Annotated in this window: 17 protein-coding genes and 1 pseudogene; 9 read left to right on the top strand and 9 right to left on the bottom strand. The window is 73.1% G+C overall.

Going from position 1 to position 18,621, the window contains the following annotated elements:
• Positions 1-110: 110 nt before the first annotated feature.
• A complete protein-coding gene (rsmI, locus tag FM110_RS12610; RefSeq protein WP_234992459.1) occupies positions 111-992 on the bottom strand; it encodes a 16S rRNA (cytidine(1402)-2'-O)-methyltransferase in 882 nt (293 codons plus the stop codon).
• 71 nt (positions 993-1,063) lie between these two features.
• On the opposite strand from rsmI, the gene FM110_RS12605 reads away from it, so the two are divergent.
• The gene (locus tag FM110_RS12605) at positions 1,064-2,716 is read left to right on the top strand and encodes a dolichyl-phosphate-mannose--protein mannosyltransferase (protein WP_234992458.1); all 1,653 of its coding nucleotides are present in this window, start codon (positions 1,064-1,066) and stop codon (positions 2,714-2,716) included.
• An 81-nt stretch (positions 2,717-2,797) separates the two neighbouring features.
• Positions 2,798-4,927: a 4-alpha-glucanotransferase gene (malQ, locus tag FM110_RS12600; protein WP_087105102.1), complete on the top strand. Its 2,130-nt coding sequence runs from the start codon at positions 2,798-2,800 to the stop codon at positions 4,925-4,927.
• Positions 4,928-4,935: 8 nt separating this feature from the next.
• On the opposite strand, the gene FM110_RS12595 is transcribed toward malQ, so the two are convergent.
• The 7 genes from FM110_RS12595 to FM110_RS12565 form a co-directional block, all read right to left on the bottom strand.
• Positions 4,936-6,063 (bottom strand): alpha/beta hydrolase family protein, encoded by a 1,128-nt coding sequence (locus tag FM110_RS12595; protein ID WP_087105101.1) that lies wholly within the window; start codon positions 6,061-6,063, stop codon positions 4,936-4,938.
• Between the two features lie 244 nt (positions 6,064-6,307).
• A complete protein-coding gene (locus FM110_RS12590; protein WP_087105100.1) occupies positions 6,308-6,784 on the bottom strand; it encodes an S-ribosylhomocysteine lyase in 477 nt (158 codons plus the stop codon).
• Between the two features lie 64 nt (positions 6,785-6,848).
• The gene (locus tag FM110_RS12585) at positions 6,849-7,631 is read right to left on the bottom strand and encodes a type 2 periplasmic-binding domain-containing protein (protein ID WP_234992457.1); all 783 of its coding nucleotides are present in this window, start codon (positions 7,629-7,631) and stop codon (positions 6,849-6,851) included.
• 2 nt (positions 7,632-7,633) lie between these two features.
• Positions 7,634-8,488, bottom strand: a complete 855-nt coding sequence (locus FM110_RS12580; RefSeq protein ID WP_087105099.1) for a uroporphyrinogen-III synthase — start codon at positions 8,486-8,488, stop codon at positions 7,634-7,636.
• A 60-nt stretch (positions 8,489-8,548) separates the two neighbouring features.
• Positions 8,549-8,926, bottom strand: coding sequence for a DUF4870 domain-containing protein (locus FM110_RS12575; RefSeq protein WP_087105098.1), 378 nt, complete (start codon positions 8,924-8,926; stop codon positions 8,549-8,551).
• A gap of 130 nt (positions 8,927-9,056) precedes the next feature.
• Entirely contained in the window at positions 9,057-10,727 is a 1,671-nt protein-coding gene (locus FM110_RS12570; protein WP_087105126.1) for a glycoside hydrolase family 13 protein, read from the bottom strand.
• Positions 10,728-10,916: 189 nt separating this feature from the next.
• Entirely contained in the window at positions 10,917-11,864 is a 948-nt protein-coding gene (locus FM110_RS12565) for a DUF1295 domain-containing protein (protein ID WP_087105097.1), read from the bottom strand.
• Positions 11,865-11,984: 120 nt separating this feature from the next.
• On the opposite strand from FM110_RS12565, the gene FM110_RS12560 reads away from it, so the two are divergent.
• Genes FM110_RS12560 through FM110_RS12550 form a run of 3 tightly spaced genes read left to right on the top strand, consistent with a single transcriptional unit; the run spans position 11,985 to position 14,886 of the window.
• Entirely contained in the window at positions 11,985-12,515 is a 531-nt protein-coding gene (locus tag FM110_RS12560; protein WP_159458087.1) for a MarR family winged helix-turn-helix transcriptional regulator, read from the top strand.
• Positions 12,512-14,395 (top strand): AMP-dependent synthetase/ligase, encoded by a 1,884-nt coding sequence (locus FM110_RS12555; RefSeq protein WP_087105095.1) that lies wholly within the window; start codon positions 12,512-12,514, stop codon positions 14,393-14,395. The genes FM110_RS12560 and FM110_RS12555 overlap by 4 nt, the downstream gene beginning before the upstream one ends.
• Positions 14,392-14,886, top strand: coding sequence for a TspO/MBR family protein (locus tag FM110_RS12550; RefSeq protein WP_087105094.1), 495 nt, complete (start codon positions 14,392-14,394; stop codon positions 14,884-14,886). The genes FM110_RS12555 and FM110_RS12550 overlap by 4 nt, the downstream gene beginning before the upstream one ends.
• 80 nt (positions 14,887-14,966) lie before the next feature.
• Here FM110_RS12550 and FM110_RS12545 read toward each other — a convergent pair whose 3' ends face one another.
• Positions 14,967-15,350 (bottom strand): ArsR/SmtB family transcription factor, encoded by a 384-nt coding sequence (locus FM110_RS12545; protein WP_087105093.1) that lies wholly within the window; start codon positions 15,348-15,350, stop codon positions 14,967-14,969.
• Positions 15,351-15,667: 317 nt separating this feature from the next.
• Here FM110_RS12545 and FM110_RS15000 point away from each other — a divergent pair.
• The 4 genes and pseudogenes from FM110_RS15000 to FM110_RS12530 all read left to right on the top strand — a co-directional run.
• Positions 15,668-16,186, top strand: a pseudogene (locus FM110_RS15000) (iron-containing alcohol dehydrogenase); the annotation flags it as partial.
• Positions 16,184-16,819, top strand: coding sequence for a hypothetical protein (locus FM110_RS14995; protein ID WP_456151130.1), 636 nt, complete (start codon positions 16,184-16,186; stop codon positions 16,817-16,819). The pseudogene FM110_RS15000 and the gene FM110_RS14995, both read left to right, overlap by 3 nt.
• Before the next feature lie 7 nt (positions 16,820-16,826).
• Positions 16,827-17,435 carry a DUF1349 domain-containing protein gene (locus FM110_RS12535; protein WP_407641047.1) on the top strand — a complete coding sequence of 203 codons (609 nt, stop codon included), beginning with the start codon at positions 16,827-16,829 and terminating at the stop codon, positions 17,433-17,435.
• Positions 17,436-17,769: 334 nt separating this feature from the next.
• A complete protein-coding gene (locus tag FM110_RS12530) occupies positions 17,770-18,141 on the top strand; it encodes an acyltransferase family protein (protein ID WP_159458086.1) in 372 nt (123 codons plus the stop codon).
• Positions 18,142-18,621: the final 480 nt, after the last annotated feature.

Raw genomic sequence — 18,621 nt, 5'->3', positions numbered from 1 at the left:
CTTCGACGAGAGCCCCGACCGTCCGCGGTCGGGGCTCTCGTCATGCGAGGCTGGAAGAGGCCTCGGCTGTGATCGGCCTCCGGGACGATGGGCCCCAGCCGGGATCCGGCTCAGCGGTGCTCGAGAGCGAGCGCGTAGAGCTCGCGACCGGTGACCCCCTCGTGGGCGGCGGCGACGGCCCGGGCGGCATCCTTCATCCGCTCCCCCGCCGCGGTGCGCTCGAGGACCTCGCCGACGAGGTCGGCGGCGTCGGCCTCCACGGTGCGCGAGCCGCCCACGACGATCACGATCTCCCCCAGCACCTCGCGCTCGCGGGCCCAGGCGGCGAGCTCGCCGAGCGTGCCGCGCCGGACCTCCTCATGCGTCTTGGTGAGCTCGCGCGCGACGGCGGCGGGGCGCTGGGCCCCGAAGCCCTCGGCCATCGCGGCGAGCGTCGCGGCCGTGCGCCGGGGGGATTCGAAGAACACGAGCGTGCGCTCGTCGGCGGCGAGCGCGGCGAACAGGGCGGCGCGGCGCCCGGGCGTGCGGGGCGCGAAGCCCTCGAAGGCGAAGCGGTCCGGCGGCAGCCCCGAGGCGGCGAGCGCGGTGAGCACCGCGGAGGGGCCGGGGATGACGGTGACGGGGAGGTCCGCATCGATCGCGGCGCGCACGGCGCGGTACCCGGGGTCGGAGACGACGGGCATGCCGGCGTCGGTCACGAGCACCACACGTCTGCCGTCGCGCAGGGCGTCCATCAGCCAGGGCGTGCGCTCGGCCTCGGTGTGCTCGTGGTAGGCGATGACCTGCGCGGTGATGCTCGCTCCGAGGTCCCGCGCGAGCCGCCCCAAGCGCCGCGTGTCCTCGGCGGCGATCACATCGGCGGCCTCGAGGACGCGCACGAGGCGGACGGGGGCGTCCAGGGGATTGCCGATCGGCGTGGCCGCGAGCGTGAGCTCGCCGGGGCGCGGGATCGGCACCGGCTCGCCGGGGCGCGGGGTCTGCTCGTCGCTCACGGCCCCATCGTAGGCGTCCGGCCCCTCCCCCGACCGGCGGCTGGACAGGGGCGATGTCCTAGCATGGCCCGGTGAGCACACGGGCCGATCTCGCCGTCCCCGGGTCCGATCCCGTCGAGACCCCCGAGTCGCCCTCCGCGTCTCCTGCCGCGGACGGACGCGTCGAGGAGGCTCTGGAGCGCGACCGGCTCCGACGTCGACTGCGGGTCTTCGACCTGTCCGACCGCGTCGCCGGCTGGTTCTGGTCGCTCGCCGTCTTCGCCCTCGCGCTCGTGCTGCGGCTGCAGGGCCTGGGCGATATCCGCACCCTCGTGTTCGACGAGACCTACTACGTCAAGGACGGATACACGATCTGGCGCCACGGCGCCGAGATGGCCTGGCCCGACGAGCCGAACGCGGCCTTCGAGGCCGGGCGGGTCGACACCTACCTCTCCCAGGGCGAGTACGTGGTGCATCCGCCGGTCGGCAAGTGGGTGATCGGCGCGGGCGAGGCCCTGCTGGGGGCGGACTCCCCCTGGGGATGGCGGATCTCCGTGGCGCTGCTCGGGGCGCTGAGCGTGCTCATGGTCGCGCGCATCGGCCGCCGCCTGTTCCGCTCCACCGCGATCGGTGCGATCGCCGGCCTGCTGCTGGCCGTCGACGGCCTCCACCTCGTCATGAGCCGCACCGGCCTGCTCGACCTCGTGCTGTCGTTCTTCGTGCTCGCGGCCTTCGGGGCCCTGCTGATCGACCGCGACCGGTTCCGGGCGCACCTGGCCGAGGGCGGCGCCCGCATCGCCGCCGCCGGTGTGGCTCTGCCGTCGCTGGGGATCCGCGCGGGGCTGCGGCCGTGGCGGATCACCGCGGGGGTGCTGCTAGGGCTCGCCTGCGGCGTCAAGTGGTCGGGCCTGTACGTGCTGGCCGTCTTCGGGATCATGACCGTGCTGTGGGACTGGTGGGCCAGGCGGCGCCTCGGCGAGCGGCGGTGGCTCGAGAACGGGCTGTTCCGGGACGCGATCCCCGCGTTCTTCGTCATGGTCGGCGGGGCGTTCCTGACGTACCTCGCCTCCTGGAGCGGCTGGTTCGCCACCTCCGACGGCTTCCACCGCCACTGGGCCGAGACCGAGGGCGGCTACGCGGGCGGCAACGGGGTGCTCAACGCCCTGCGCTCCCTGTGGCACTACCACGCCGAGGCGTACGCCTTCCACGTCGGCCTCGACACCCCGCACACCTACCAGGCGTCCCCGCTCGGCTGGCTGCTACAGATCCGCCCGACCAACTTCTACTACCGCCAGTACGACTACGGGCAGATGGGCTGCGAGGTCGCCAAGTGCGCCGCGCAGATCAACTCGGTGGGCAATCCGCTCATCTGGTGGCTCGGGACGGCGGCGATCCTCGTCTGCCTCGTCGCCGGTCTCGTCTGGCGCGACGGGCGGGCGCTCGCTGCGCTGGCCGGCATCGTCGGCGGCTACCTGCCGTGGATGCTGTACCTGCACCGCACGATCTTCACCTTCTACTCGGTGGTCTACGAGCCGTTCCTCGTGCTGTGCCTCGCGTACGCGTTCGGCCTGCTGCTGGGGCCGCGGCACGCGGACCGCGATCGGCGCCTGGCGGGCACCCTGTTCACCGGATCGCTGCTGGTGCTGATCGTGCTGGTCAGCGCGTTCTTCTGGCCCATCTGGACGGGGCAGACGATTCCGCTCGAGCAGTGGCATTGGAGGATGTGGCTGCCCACCTGGCCGTGACGGCGGCACCGCCCCGCGGAGGGGCGCGGAGGGCTCCGTCCCCAGGCGCGGAGGGGCCGCGCTCCCGGATACGATGTGCCCATGGCTCTGGACTCCTCCTCCCTGCGCGACCTCGCCCGCGACCTCGGCGTGGGCACCGACTACTGGGGGTGGGACGGCGTCCAGCGGGACGTCGCCGACGAGACCCTGCTGAAGGTCCTGGCGGCGCTCGGCCACGAGCTCGCCTCCGATGAGGATGTCGCCCGCGTGCGCGCCGAGCGCGAGGACGCCGCCTGGCGCCGCACGCTGCCGCCCGTCGTCGTGGTCCGCGAGGACTCCCCTCGGACGGTCGCCGTCCACGTCGACCACGGGACGTCCGTGGCTCTCGAGGTGCGCCTCGAGGACGGCACCGTCCGCTCCGTGCAGCAGGTCGAGGACTGGACGTCGCCGCGCGAGGTCGACGGGGTGCTGCGCGGCCAGGCCAGCTTCGCCCTCCCCGACGGGCTGCCGCTCGGCTGGCACCGCCTGGTGGCGCGCACCGAGGGCGGCGAGTCCGCGTGCGACCTGGTCGTCACGCCGCGCCGGGTGAGAACCCATGAGCGCCTCGGGGCGCGCCGCGCCTACGGCGTCCAGGCCCAGCTGTACTCGGTGCGCTCGGCCCGCTCCTGGGGCATCGGCGACCTCGCCGACGCCCGCGACCTCGCCGCGATCCTGGGGGTCCGCCACGGCGCGGACTTCCTGCTCGTCAACCCGCTGCACGCCTCCACGCCGACGTCGCCGCTCGAGCCCTCCCCCTACCTGCCTGTCACGCGGCGCTTCACCAGCCCGCTGTACCTGCGCATCGAGGACATCCCCGAGTACGCGCAGCTGCCGGACTTCGCGCGCCAGCGCATCGGCCACGTGCGCGCGGAGGTCGCGCCCTGGAACGACCGCGCGGATGCGCTCGAGCGCGACGAGGTCATGGACGCCAAGAACCGGGCGCTGGACGAGATCTTCGCCGCCCCGCGCACCGCCGGGCGCCAGGCCATGCTCGACGCCTACCGGGCCCGCGAGGGCCAGGGCCTCGAGGACTTCGCCCTGTGGTGCGCGATCTACGAGCGCGCGGACTCCCTGGACCCGGCCCGTCTTGAGGCGCTGCAGGCTCGCGACCCCGAGGCGGTCGCCGCCGCCCGCACCGAGCTCGCCGATCGCGTCGACTTCCACGTGTGGGTGCAGTGGCAGCTGGATCAGCAGATGGGCCAGGCCCAGCGCGCAGCCGTCGAGGCCGGCATGCGGATCGGCCTCATGCACGACCTCGCCGTCGGGGTGACGCAGGACGGTGCGGACAAGTGGGCCCTCGGCGACATCCTCGCCCAGGGCATCGGCGTGGGCGCCCCGGCCGACCAGTACAACCAGCAGGGCCAGAACTGGGACCAGCCGCCGTGGCGCCCCGACGCCCTGGCCGAGGCCGGCTACCGGCCGTGGCGGAACATGCTGCGCTCGCTCATGCGCCACGCGGGCGCGCTGCGGATCGACCACGTGCTGGGCCTGTTCCGCCTGTGGTGGATCCCGGCGGGGAACTCCGCGGCCGACGGCGCCTACGTGTTCTACGACCACGACGCGATGATCGGGATCCTCGCGCTCGAGGCGCAGCGCTCGGGCACCCTCGTGATTGGCGAGGACCTGGGCACCTTCGAGCCGTGGGTGCGCGACTACCTGGCCGACCGCGGGATCATGGGCACGTCGATCCTGTGGTTCGAGAACGACCACGCCGGCAACCCGCTGCGCCCCGAGCACTACCGCGAGCTGTGCCTGGCCAGCGTCAACACGCACGACCTGCCGCCGACCGCCGGCTACCTCGCGGGCGACCACGTGGCGCTGCGCGCGGAGCTGGGCCTGCTCGAGCGGCCCCTCGCCGAGGAGCTCGCGGCCGACGAGGCGGGGCGCCAGAAGGTCCTGGACGTCCTCATCGACGAGGGCCTGCTCGCGCGCGAGCACGACGTCGAGGACGTGGTCCTGGCCCTGCACCGCCACCTGTGCCGGACGCCCTCGCGGCTGATCGGCGTATCCCTCGTGGACTGCGTGGGCGAGCGCCGGATCCAGAACCAGCCCGGCACGGACGAGGAGTACCCGAACTGGCGCATCCCCCTGGCCGACGCCGAGGGCGAGGTGGTCACGATCGACGACATCGCGACGGACGCGCGCACCGCACGCCTCCTGACCGCGGTGCGGGAGGGCCTCGCGCAGGGCTGAGGCGACGGTCAGCGTCGGGCGTCGATATGCACGTCCGGCCACGGCGGGGCGTCGAGGGTCGACGGGCGGTCGGATCCCCGCACGGTGCGGTCGAAGAAGTCGAGGGTCAGGGTCCGCATGATCTCGTGGACGCGGCCTCCCGCCTTCCGGCTCGTCATCCCCAGCAGCGACAGTCCGGGAGCCCCGTACGGGGCGTCGGTGAGGTCGGCGTGGAAGAGCCCGTCGACCGTGACGTACCAGGCGTCGCCGGTGGCGGTGCGGTATGCCGCCCTCTGCGTGCCGTCGACGTGCCGCACCTCCACCGCTGGCCAGCCCTCGGCCGCCATGTCGTCGGCGGACCGGGTCATCCACAGGGTGGGGACCGTGAAGCGGCGGGCGACCGCGTCGACCGTCATGGGGGCGTCGATGATCAGGCACGCCCTCACGCGCGGATCGCCCGTGCACCACTGCGAGGTCGTGTACCCGCCCAGCGACATGCCCATCGCTCCGACGCGCTCGAGGTCCATGCTCGCCCGCAGGGGGTTCGCCGCCGTGGAGAGCCAGTCGAGCACGGCGCGCGGGTCGGCGGCGAGATAGGACGCGAGGCCCTCGGGCATCGGATCCGCGTCCAGGCGCGGCGCGGTCTCCTGGGGCTCGATCGACTGGTCGATGAGCGGCTTCAGCACCGATGCACCGCGGTACGGGATCCGGGTGCCGTCGGCCAGCAGCGCGGAGCCGACGGTGCCGGGCTGGTCGAGGCTCACGACGATGTACCCGTGGGACACGAGTTCCTCGACCTGCACAGACTGCGACTGCCGGTACCCCAGGTTCCCCTGGGAGATGATCACGACAGGGAAGCGGCCCGCGGCGACCGGTGCGTCGACCGTGGCGTGCGAGGGCAACCGCCCCCAGGCGGCGGCGAGGGCCCGGGGCGCGCCGATCCGATCCAGGACGCCGTCGAAGACGTGCGGGTCGCGCACATAGGGCTCGGGCTGCTCGGAGGCGGCAGAGGCCGGGTACCAGATCTGGACAGGAAGGCTCCGGGGGCGATCCCCCGGCGCGAAGATCTCCGGTCGCGAGACGTCGACGACCTCCGCGACGGTCGTGCCGATCAGGCGCGGCCCCGTCGGCTCCGGCAGGAACGGGCGAGGGACCACCGAGGCCGCTCCCCCGGCCGCGAGGAGACCGAGGACGAGAACTGCGATCCACGCGGTGCGCCGGGGATGCCGCTGCACCGCACCGGGACGACGAGGACAGGAGCGGCGCGCTGGGCGGGGAACGGACGAGGCCATGCCCTCATTCCCCCATGCGGGGCTGCCGACTGCCATGGGGATAGCCCCCGTCCTGGCCGGCCGCGGCCGGTCGAGCCCCGCCAGGTCGAGCCCCGCCAGGTCGAGCCCCTCAGGCCTCGACGGTGAGCCACTCCTCGCGGGCGTCGAGGAACGCGCGGGCCGCCGCCTGGGCGCCCTCGAGGCTGTGGTGGGCGCCCCAGCCGCACTGGACCTCGTTGGCGGCGGGGACCTCGGTCGCGGCGAGCACGTCCTCGAGGGTCGCGGCCAGAACGGGCTGGAACTCCTCGGGCGTCAGGTCCCCGGCGAGCAGCACGTAGAAGCCGGTGCGGCAGCCCATCGGGGACACGTCGATCACGGCATCGGTGTGGTTGCGCATGTGCTCCGCCATGAGGTGCTCGAGGGAGTGCACGGTCTCGGACTCGAGGTGGGCGACGTTGGGCTGGGTGAAGCGGACGTCGAACTTCGTGAGGCGGTCCCCGGCGGGCAGCGTCTTGCGGTCGGCCACGCGGAGGTACGGTGCCGCGACCGTGCGGTGATCGAGGTTGAAGCTCTCGACGTTCATCGTGGGCGGGGTCGTCTCGGACATGCTCCGGGGCCTTTCTCGGGGTGGGGCGCGATCGGTGCGGCGGACGGCTCGCGGACGGGCGCCGTCAGGCTCCGTCGGGCCGCGGCCGACGCGACGAGCGTACCGTCCTGCCCCGGACGACCCCGACGAACTCCTGGCGCAGGTCGTCGTCGGACTCCCGCGGCCAGACGAGCGCGATCCGCGTGGGCGCGCCGTCGAGGTGAGGCCGGTGGACGGCGTCCTTGCGGTGGTGCAGGCGCGCCAGCGACAGCGGCATGCACGCGAAGCCGGCCCCGGACGCGGCGACGGCCACCCGGTCGGCCGCGTCATCGGGGTGCTGCTCACCGATCTCCGTCTCGCCGACGAGGTCGGCATCGCGGATCTCGTCGAGGACGCTCAGGACGTGCTCGTCGCCGACGACGATCGCGGGGCGTTCCTCCCACAGCTCGACGATGTGGCAGGAGGCACCCAGCGCCGCGGACAGCGGCAGGCGCATGAAGCACATGTCGCAGGTCCCGTCGGTCAGCGCGGTCTCCTGGGCGGAGAGGGCGACGGGCCGGAGGTCCAGGAGGTCGCGGCGCTCCCCCGCGCTCCAGCGGCGCGCGAAGCGGTCGGGCTCGACGCCGGGCACGAAGCCGACGCGCAGCGTGCGGGGCTCGGGCGGTGTCGGGGCGTCGACGCGCACGGCCTCGCGCGTCGCGCCGGTGCGGCCGCGCCGCGTCGTCGATGCTCCGTCCTGGGCGGTGCGGTCCCTGCCGGTGGGGCGGCCGACGCTTCCCGCGGCGCCCTTCGCGGGCCCGGGGGCGCGTCCCGACCCCCGTCCGGCGGCTGCTCCGCGTCCGCCGCGGCCGCCCGTCCGCCCCGCCATCGTCAGGTCTCCTGCTCGGGTGCGGGCCGGCCGAGGCGCTCGACGGCCAGGCGCACGAGCGCTCCCATCCGCTCGCGCTCGGGCCACAGCACCGGGATGCCGGCGTCCTGGAGGGGCTGGGCGGTCACGTGCCCGACGGCGAGCGCCGCGCAGCGCCCGTCGCGCAGGGCCTCCTGCAGCGCATCGAAGCGGCCTGCTTCGCGGGCTGTCCGCCACAGCGCCTCGACGGCGGGCCCGGCAGTGAAGGTGATCGCGTCGACCTCGCCGGCGATGGTCCGCTCGATCAGGTCGCGCACGGCGTCCTGGTCGGGGCCGGGTCGCCAGCGGTACGGGGCGACGACGTGGACGGTGCAGCCGGCCTCCTCGAGGCGCGCGAGCTGGCGGTCGTCGGGATAGCCGTGGCGCTGCAGGCCGATCGCGGTGTCGCGGATCCCGGCGTCGAGGACCACGTCGACGAGCGAGGCGGTGGTCTCCTCGGGCGCCGTGGGGGCGTCGGGGAAGCCGCGGCCGCGGACGGCGCCGCGGGCCTTGGGGCCGCGGCAGAAGATCCGGGAGCGGTGCACCCAGGCCTCGGTGCGCTCGCGCAGCGTCGGCTCGAGGGAGTCGAGCCAGGTGGTGAAGCCCTGGCCCGTGCTCACGAGGAGGACGGGCGGGTCGGCGGCGAGCAGGCGCTCGGTCTCGGCCACCAGCTCGGGGTCCTCGCCGACGGGCACGATGCGCATGGTGGCCGCGCGGACGGTGCGCGCGCCCTGCCGCTCGAGGGCCTCGGCGAGGTCCTCGGCGCGGCGGTGGCTCGTGACGGCGATGGTGCGGCCGGCGAGAGGGCCGGGGCCGTCGAGGATGGGGTGCTCGCTCATGCGCCCATCATCGCAGGCCCGCGGCCCCGAGACTCCCGTCGGCCCCGTCAGCCCGGCCCGTCAGGACAGCAGCGGGAGCGTCGCCGGGTAGCTGTACTGCTCGTAGCGGGAGGCCGCGAGGGCGGCGAGGATCGGGAACAGGATGCCCATGACGAACATCGCTGCCCAGATCAGCCAGCCGACCGGGGCCAGGATGATCGTGAACTGCAGGGCCGTGGCGACGGCGCTCGCGATCACCAGCGTCACCGCGAAGTTGAAGGAGCCGGCGGCGGCGTTGCGGATCAGCGCGTCCTTGTCCTTGTACAGGAACCAGAACACGAGCGGGCCGACGAACGCCAGATAGCCGGCGCTCAGCACGGCGGCGATGAGCAGGGACAGGTGGCACAGGATCGCCCACGTCCGGGCGGTCTCACGGGTGGGGACGGGTACGTTCGTCATGCCCCCATCCTCCCAGAGCCGCCCAGCCGAGGGCAGGGGGCTTTCCCCCCGGAACGAGGCGGTGGCCCGCCCGCCGCGCACGGCAGGGAGCGCTGCGGCGACGCGCGACGCAGCACCCGCCGGATCGGCCTCAGCCCTCCTGCAGCCAGACGGTCGTGTCCGGCGGGATCCGCGCCGGGTCGGACAGCACGCGGCTGGCGAGCAGCACGGGGGCGTCGGGCATCTCGTAGGGACGCCGCCCCGTGTTCAGGATCGCCGCCCAGCCGTTGGGGCGCCGGATGTGCAGCACGTCGTCGCGCCCGGTGTCGACCCACTCGAGGGACTCGTCGGTCCGCAGGAACTGGCGCAGGGCGAGCGCGGCGCGGTACAGGGTGAGGGTCGAGGTGGCGTCGGAGGACTCCGCCTCGACCGTCATCTCGTCGAACCACTCGGGCTGGGGCAGGTGGGGGGCGGCGTCGCCGAAGCCGAACGACGGGCCCTCGGCGCTCCAGGGCAGCGGCACGCGGCAGCCGTCGCGTCCGACGTCGACCCCGGGGTTGCGGAGGAACGACGGGTCCTGGCGCTGCGCGGCGGGGATGTCGCCGACCTCCTGCAGCCCGAGCTCCTCGCCCTGGTACAGGTAGACGCTGCCGGGCATGGCCAGCATGAACAGGGTCGCGGCATGGGCGCGGGCGAGCCCCAGCTCGACGGGCACCTCCTCGATGTCCCCGCCGTCGAGCAGCCACTGGGCGCCGGCCTTCTGGGTCGAGTCCCCGCGCGGCGGCAGGGAGTAGCGCGTGGCGTGGCGGACCACGTCGTGGTTGGACAGCACCCAGGTGGTCGACGAGCCGGTCTCGGCGGCGATCGCGAGGTTCTTCTCGATGATGCGGCGGAACTGGGCGGCGTCGAAGTCGGCCTCGAGGAGGTCGAAGTTGAAGGCCTGCCCCAGGCCCTCGGGGCTCGCGAAGCGGGCGCGCTGCGCGGGCGTGGTCACCCAGGCCTCGGCGACGGCGGTGCGCGGCGGATCGTAGCTGTCGAACACCTCGCGCCAGGCGGCGTAGATCTCGTGGACCTCGGGGCGCTCCTCGAAGGGGTGGCGGCCCGTGGTGCGGTCGATCGCGTCGGCCGTCGCCTTGTCGGGCATATCGGCGGCGTCGAGCGGGATGTCCTTGGCGAGCAGCTGGGCGACGTCCACGCGGAAGCCGTCCACGCCGCGGTCGGACCAGAAGCGCAGCGTCGTCAGGAACTCCTCGCGCACCTCCGGGTGCTCCCAGTTCAGGTCCGGCTGCTCCTTGGCGAACAGGTGCAGGTACCACTGGCCGTCCCCGACGGGCTCCCACGCGCTGCCGCCGAAGTAGCTGATCCAGTCGGTCGGCGGCTGCTCCCCGTTCTCGCCGCGGCCGTCGCGGAAGATGTAGCGCTCACGGGCGGGCGAGCCCTTCGGGGAGGCGAGGGCCTCGCGGAAGAACCGGTGCCCGCTGCCGGTGTGGTTGGGGACGATGTCGACGATCACCTTGATGCGCGCCGCATGCAGCGCGGCCACCATCTCGTCGAAGTCCTCGAGCGTCCCCAGGCGCGGATCCACGTCGCGGTAGTCGTCGACGTCGTAGCCGCCGTCGGCAAGCGCCGAGGGGTAGAACGGGGACAGCCAGACGGCCTCGATGCCGAGGTCGCGCAGGTAGGGCACGCGCGAGGTGATGCCGCGGAGGTCGCCGATGCCGTCGCCGTTCGCGTCCGCGAAGGAGCGCGGGTAGATCTGGTAGACGGCGGCCTGGCGCCACCACGACGGATCGCTCATGCGGCCGGTCTCGGGGAGCGGCATCGTCGCGAGCTCGACGGGGTCGGTGGAGGGGGCGAGGGGGGTGTCGGACACGGGATGCTCCGGGGGATCGACGGGCTCCGACCGCGCGGCCGGAGTGATGCACCCGACCAGTCTGCCTCCTCCTGCCCGCGCAGGACGGGACCAACGCCAGGGCCGCCCCGAGCTCCAGGGCGACCAGGAGGGGCCGCGTCAGCTCTCGGCGCCATGGCGGCCCCGGGCGCCGCGCGGGATGAGGACGGGAGTGCGCGCCTTGTACTCCTCGTAGTCGCCTCGGCCGCCCCAGCGGGCGTCGGCGCGGGCCTCCACGAGCGGGACGCCGCTCACCCGGAGCAGCCCCAGCGTCACGAACACGGGCGAGACGAGCGTGGCCAGCTGCCACCCCTGCAGGGCGGGCAGCGCCATCAGCGCCACCCCGATCCACAGGATGATCTCGCCCAGGTAGTTCGGGTGCCGGGAGAGGGACCACAGGCCGGTCGTGATGAACTCGCCCGCGTTCGCCGGGTCCGCCCGGAAGCGGTGCTTCTGCGCATCGGCCACGACCTCGATCCCGAATCCGAGCAGCCACAGCGCCAGACCGATGACCAGCACCGGACCGGTCGCCGGCCGATCCGGCGTCGTGATGGCCGCCCACGCGGCCCCCGCCGTCACCGTGATCCACAGGCCCTGCAGGGTCCAGACGCCGAGCAGCCGGGGCCAGGACGGCAGGATCGCCTCGAAGCGGCCGTCTCCCCCGGTGCGGACGGCACGCGCCAGCAGGAAGCTCCCCAGTCGCAGGGCCCAGATCATCACGACGGCGCCGAGCAGCAGCGCGGTCGCATCGAGCCGGGGCGCCACGGCCAGAGCGAGCGCACTGGCGCAGATATAGGTCGCCGACCCGGTGGCGTCGAAGAAGCGGTCGCTCTGGAAGAGCCAGGAGGGCACGAAGGCCGCCCATTGGACGACGAAGACGGCGGCGACCACGAGCACGAGCAGCGGAACCCCGCCGAGGCGTGCGCTCCCCTGGGACCCGGCGAGCGCCAGCAGCGCCGCGATGCTCAGCGATACGGCGATGATCGCCACGGCGCGGGCTCTCCCCCGCGCCGACGGGCTCGCCGCCTCGGCCTGTCCGCTCTGCTTCTCGTCTCGGCTCTTCGGCATCGGAGTCGGGCTCCTCCGGGTCGTCGTCGGTCTGGGCCACTTTATTCAATCGTATTTGAATATCAAGCGGAGCGCAGTATGTTGGGCTGGACGACGAACTGCCGCAGGAACGAGGACCCCATGCCCCTGCACGATCTGGATGCGGAGCACTCGGACACGGGCCATGACCGCATCGGCTACCACCCGGCATCCCATGCGATCCAGGGCCTCATCCAGCAGTCCACCGAGATCGAGCGCGAGCTCGCCCGGCTTCTGGGTGTGCACCCCAGCGACCTGCGCGCCGTCTCCGAACTGGTTAGCGGGGGCCCTCGGACCGTCAGCGAGCTCGGCGGTGCTCTGGGCGCTTCGACGGCGACCGCCTCGGCGATCGCCGACCGCCTGGAGGCGCACGGCTTCGCCCGCCGTGAGCGCGACAGCGCGGACCGGCGTCGAGTGACGGTCGCGGCGACTCCCGCCGCCGGCCGACGGATCCTGGAGCACATGGGCCCCCTCATGGACGAGGCCGACGCCCTCATCCGGGCGCTCCCTCCGACGGAGCAGGAGATCATCGCCTCGTTCCTCGCGCAGCTCGTCGTCCTCATGGGGGAGCACCGCCGGGCGCTGTCCGCACAGACCGCCTCCCCCGTTCCCGACGCGGAAGGACCCGCATGAGCACCCGCTCCCCCGTCCCCGACCGGCGCACGATCACCGATCTGCTCGCCGACCGCACCCGGTCTCACCCCGGGCACGTCGCCTTCGACGTCCAGCAGGAGGACGGCACCTGGCGCCCCATCACCACGCGCGCCTTCGAGCAGGAGGTGCGCGACCTCGCTCGCGGTCTCGTCGCCATCGGCATCGAGCCGGGCGACAGGATCGCCATCGCAGCAGCGACCCGGTACGCGTGGACGCTCACGGACTTCGCCGCCTGGTGCGCCGGGGCCGTCACGGTGCCGATCTACCCGACTTCGGCTCCGGTCCAGGCCGGCGCGCAGCTGCGCGACGCCCGCGCGAGCCTCGCCGTCGGCGGCACCGCCGCGGACGCGGAGATGCTCGAGGCGGCCGCCCTGTCAGGCGGCCTCGCCGGGCTTCCCGTGCGGACGATGGATCCCGGACCAGCCGACCTGGAGCGCCTCGTCGTGCTCGGGGCCGAGGTCGACCCGGCCAAGATCGACCGCCGGCGCCGCCTCGCCTCCCCGGACGATCCGGCCACGATCGTGCACACCTCGGGGACGACGGGCGAGCCCCGAGGCGCCCGCATCACCCACCGGAACCTCCTCGGCACGGTCGACGCGGTCGCGGGAACGTACTCCGAGATCGTCCACGACGGCGGTCGGACCGTGATCGCCCTGCCGCTGGCCCACATCCTCGCCCGCGGCCTGCAGCTCATCTGCATCGCCCGCGGCATGCGCATCGCGCACGTCCCGCGGCGAGAGGACCTGCTGGCGGCGTTCGCGCAACTGCGCCCGACATTCCTCGTCGTCGTGCCCCGCCTCCTCGATAAGATCCTGGAGGAGGCCGCCGATCGGGCCTCGCAGGCTCGCCTGACTCCCCTGTGGAAGGTCGCGCGGCGCGATGCCATCGCCCGCGGCCGCGCTCTCGAAGCCGCGGATCTCGGCACGCCCGGCCGCATGCCGCTCGGTGCGCGCTTCCGGCGTCCCGTCCTCGACCGCCTGCTCCACCGTCGCCTGCGGGCCGTCCTCGGCGGGTCCGTCGAGCACCTGCTGTGCGGCGCCGCACCGCTGGACCCCGAGGTCTCGCTCTTCTTCCGGGGGATCGGCATCCCGGTCATCGAGGGATACGGGCTCACGGAGACCACGGGGCCGATCGTCGCGAATCCCCCGGACCGCATCCGCTCGGGCACTGCGGGACTGCCCCTGCCCGGCGGAGAGGTCCGCATCGCAGACGGCGGCGAAGTCCTGGTCCGCGGCCCCGGGGTGATCACCGGGTACGACGATCCGTCGCACGACGCCGCGGCGTTCGACGATGGCTGGCTGCGCACCGGGGACCTCGGACGCCTGGAGCAGGACGGCTCCCTGGTGCTGACCGGCCGCCTCAAGGACATCATCGTCACCGCGAACGGCAAGAACGTGAATCCCGGACCCTGGGAGGCCGCCGTCGAGTCCGACGCCCTCATCGAGCACGCCGTGATGGTCGGGGACCACCGTCCCTACCTCGCGGCGGTCATCGTCCTCGACCCGACGCACGCCCAGGTCGCCGCATCGCCGCAGCTGAGCGGCACGAGCAGGGGGACCGGACCGCGCCCTGACAACGGCCGCCTGCGCCGGATCGATGATCCGCATCTGCGCGCAGCCGTCTCGGCGCGGATCGACGCGGCCAATGCGCAGCGGTCCCGGCCCGAGCAGGTCAGGCGCTTCGTCCTGACGACCGCTGGCACGGAGCTCGCCGCGCAGCTGAGGACTCCGACGCTCAAGCTGCGGCGGCATCGCCTGACGGAGGCGGCCGCCGATCTCATCGAGGAGATGTATGCGGCGCACGGCCAGCAGCGCGCCACCTCCTCAGCCCCTCGGCCCCGATACGGAGGAGACTCATGACCACCCCCACCCGCACATGTCGCACCTGGACCCGAGCGATCGCCGGCACTGCGCTGTGCGCGCTCTCCGGATCGATCGCGACGGATCCGGACTCCCCGTGGTACCGGAGTCTCGACAAGCCGTCCTGGCAGCCGCCGCCCGTCGCCTTCCCCCTGGTCTGGACCGGGCTGTACTGCTCTCTCGCCGCGACGTGCGCGCGAGCGATCACGGCGCTCGACGCCGAGGACCGTGGCGCTGAAGCCCGCGGTCTCGAGCGGGCGCTGCTGGCCAATCTCGTCCTCAACCAGGCCTGGAGCTGGACGTTCTTCCGCTCTCACCGGTTGACCGCGGCCACGCTCAACGCCGCCGCCCTCGCCGCGAGCTCGGCCGACCTGGCTCGTCGCGCCGGCCGCGCCGACCGGCGTCGTGCTCTGGAGCTGGTGCCCTACACCGCATGGTGCTCCTTCGCGACCGCCCTCACCGCGGCGATCGCGCGCCGCAATCGCAGATGACCTAGGGGGTGGAGCAGCCGCCGGGCGGTCACGGGTGATGACCGGGCCGTCACGGGCGCGCCGGTCCGCGGACGGACCGCTCAGATGCTTGCGCTCTCGGCACCCGTCTGCCGCGGGCACAGAGCCACGGCCTCGCCGGTGGCCGCGAGCAGGCTCTCGGCGGCGCCCAGGAGGAGGCGCGTGAGCTCGGGCTCGGCGAGCGAGTAGTGCGTCGCGCGGCCCCGCACGCGCGCGGAGAGCAGACCGCAGTCGCGCAAGCAGGCGATGTGCGCGGAGACCGTGGACTGCGCGAGGCCGAGGTGCTCGACGAGGTCCGCCACGCGATGCTCGCCGAGCAGCAGGTGCCGGGTGATGACGAGGCGGCTGGGGTCGGCGAAGGACTTGAAGAGCGCAGCGGCCGTCGTGAGGTCCGGGCCGCCATCGGCGGACGGTTCGTCTGCTTCGCGCGCGGCATTCATCGTCATGCGGCGATGTTAGCGCTCAGGGGTGGGGGCGCGGGCCGCGTCCGCCCCGTCCACGCGGAGGGGCCTCGGCGGTTCGAAGGAGCCGGATCGCGAGGGTCCTCGGGCCACTGACCGAGGTCGCTCCGAAAGGACTCAGCGAACTGTGAAGGCGCCCGCGGTCCACGAGACGACAGCGGCCGCGGGAGCGCATCGGGCCGCGCGGCGACATCGCGCCAGAGGTTTCCCATGTGACCGGCATCGGGGCAGAGGTCCCTGCCGCGACGCCATCCGAGGGTGTGGAATGAAACCATTCATTCAACACCCCACGAGGAGTCCCCATGGCGCAGCGCATGATCTGGAACCAGACCGCCTACTTCGGAGCCGGCTGCGTCTCCGTCGTCCCCGACGAGCTGGCGCGCCGCGGCTTCGCCAAGGCCCTCGTCGTCACCGACCAGGTGCTCCTGGACACCGGGGTGACCACGCGCGTGACCGACCTGCTGGACGCCGCGGGCTTCCCCTACGAGGTGTTCTCCGACGTCGCCCCCAACCCGCCGATCGCCAATGTGCTCGCGGGCCGGGAGGCGTTCCGCTCCGCGGGCGCCGACGTGCTCGTCGCCGTCGGCGGCGGCTCGCCCCAGGACACGTGCAACGCCGTGGGCATCATCGCCGCCAACCCGGAGTTCGCCGACGTGCGCTCCCGTGAGGGCGTCGCCTAGACGAAGAACCCCGCCGTCCCGATCACCGCGATCCCGACCACCGCGGGCACGGCCTCGGAGACCACGATCACCTACGTCATCACCGACACCGAGCGCCAGCGCAAGTTCGTGTGCGTGGACCCCCATGGCATCCCGGTCATGGCGGTCGTGGACTCCGAGATGATGGCCAGCGCCCCGCGCTCCCTCAAGGTCGCCACCGGTCTGGACGCCCTGACCCACGCGATCGAGGGATACACGACGGCGGGCGCCTGGAAGCTGTCGGACCTGTTCCACCTCAAGGCGATCCAGACGATCGCCGCGTCGCTGCGCCATGCAGCCGAGGGCGATGCCGAGGCCATGGAGCGCATGGCGCTGGCCCAGTACGTGGCCGGCATGGGCTACTCGAACGTCGGGCTCGGCCTCGTGCACGCGATGGCCCACCCCCTCGGCGCCTTCTACGGCGCCCCGCACGGCGTGGCCAACGGGATCCTGCTCGCCGCGGTCATGGCGTACAACGCACCGAGCACGGGAGAGCGCTTCCGCGATATCGCCGCCGCCTTCGGCGTCGAGGACGCGATGACCATGCCGCTCGAGGACGCCCGCGCCGCCGCGGTCGAGGCCGTCGCGGCTCTCGCCCGCGACCTGGGCAATCCGGCGACGCTGCGCGAGGTTGGGGCGAGCGAGGCGGACCTTCCCGCGCTTGCGCAGGCCGCCTTCGATGACGTGTGCGCGGGCGGGAACCCGCGTCCCGCGGCCGTCGCCGAGATCGAGGAGCTGTACCGCTCGGTGCTGTGAGCGGGCGCTGACGGGCGGCGCCCGTGCGACCACCCCGCCGATCCCCTGGTCCGCGGGACGATGGACGAACACGCCCGCCGCCGTCGAGGAGCGCGGGGGCGACCTGCTGGTGACCGCGGCCGCGGAGAGCGACGCCTGGCGCCACACGTCCTACGGCTTCGTCCACGACACGGAGAACGCGCTCATCGCGCCGTTTAGTCCGGGGTGGGCGATGGAGGTCGAGTACACGGCCGCGTTCTCCGAGCTGTTCGACCAGGCGGGGCTGTTCATCCGCGCCAGGGACGACGTCTGGGTGAAGGCGGCGACGGAGTTCTCCGACGGGCAGCTGAGCGCCGGAGCGGTCGTGACGCACGGCCGCTCCGACTGGTCCCTCTCCCCCGCCTCGGACTGGCTGGGGAAGCGGGTGCTGATCCGCGCGAGCTGGTCCGGCGGTGCGATCACCATCCGCGGCGGCATCGCCGGCGAGCCCCTGCGCCTGTTGCGCGTCCTGCCCTTCGAGGACGCAGACAGCGTCGAGGCCGGTCCGCTCGTCTGCGCGCCGACCCGGGCGGGACTCGTCGTCCCCTTCCACGCCTGGCGGGTGACGGCTGCGGACGCGTCGCTGCACGGACAGTGAGCACCACCGACAGGCGGGCGCTGCCCGGCTACGGCAGCGGTCGCGCGCGGAGCCACGTCCTCGGGCGGCACACGAGCGACAGCGCGCGGAGCGTCGTGAGCGCCTATCTCGGCACTCTCGTCGACCCCGGGCGGCCATGAGAGCCCACCGGGCACTCCGGTCAGTCGGCAGGGTGACGACATGTTCGTCCGATGCATGTGTCTGGAGTTCTTCTCGGGAGCGTCAGCGCTTGGGATTGCGGACGCTCCCTCGCAGCAGTGAAGCAGTCACGCCTCACCAGGTCACCATGGACGACCGAGGGCCGCTCCATCGTTCACGGGCGGATAATGCGCCCATGTCCGCACTGCCCCCTTCCGGGGAGACCGCCCCCGCCCGGGCACGCCCCCCGACCCTCCGCGCGGCTCTGTCGAGCTCAGACAACGCGCTCAACACCGTTCGTCTCGTCCTCGCGACGCTCGTGATCTTCGGTCATGTATTCCCCCTCGGTGGCTTCGACGCCGTCGTCGCGGGACCGTTCATCTACGCCGGGTGGCACGGCGCAGCCGTCGAGGGCTTCTTCGTGATCTCCGGCTACCTGATCCTCGCCTCCGCACACCGGCTCGCCCTGCGCGCGTTCCTCTGGCGGCGCTTCCTGCGCATCTACCCGGGATATGCCGTCGCCCTAATCGTCACTGCCTTCGTCACCGCCCCGCTCGGAACGATCTGAATCGCCTGTAAGTGTTCGTGGTGGCCGGCCCGGGGCTGGCTGGCAGGGTTGGTGCTGGTAGCCCGGCGCCCGTCGTGACTCCTGAATCGGCTGACCCCTGCGGGGTGTCATTCCCGGGATCTGTCCGGCGGGGGCCGGGTGCCGGCGCCAGCCTTGGCCCACCACGATGGCTTGATCAGAAGCATGTCCACCGCCGGGAGCTCGATCTCGGCGGCGTGGCTCATTACAGGCCCGCCTCGTAGTGACTCTCATCCTGGGCCGACGCCGGCAACGACGTCCCGTCCCAGCGATTCGAGAGGAACATCGTCATGAACAGTCTGCCTGCCACCGTAGGGGACTTCTACCGATACGTCGTCGGAGTCGACACCCACGCCGCAACCCACTCCTACGCGATCATCGAGGCTCCGAACGGCGGCCTCATCGATCAGAATGTCTTCCCGACCAGCCCTGCAGGGCTGCGGCGCGCACGAGAATGGATCG

This window comes from Brachybacterium nesterenkovii, assembly GCF_900163655.1.
In the GTDB taxonomy this organism is placed as follows: Bacteria; Actinomycetota; Actinomycetes; order Actinomycetales; family Dermabacteraceae; genus Brachybacterium; species Brachybacterium nesterenkovii.
The sequence above is the reverse complement of the archived record's forward strand: the minus strand, read 5'-3'. Positions and strand labels throughout refer to the sequence as shown.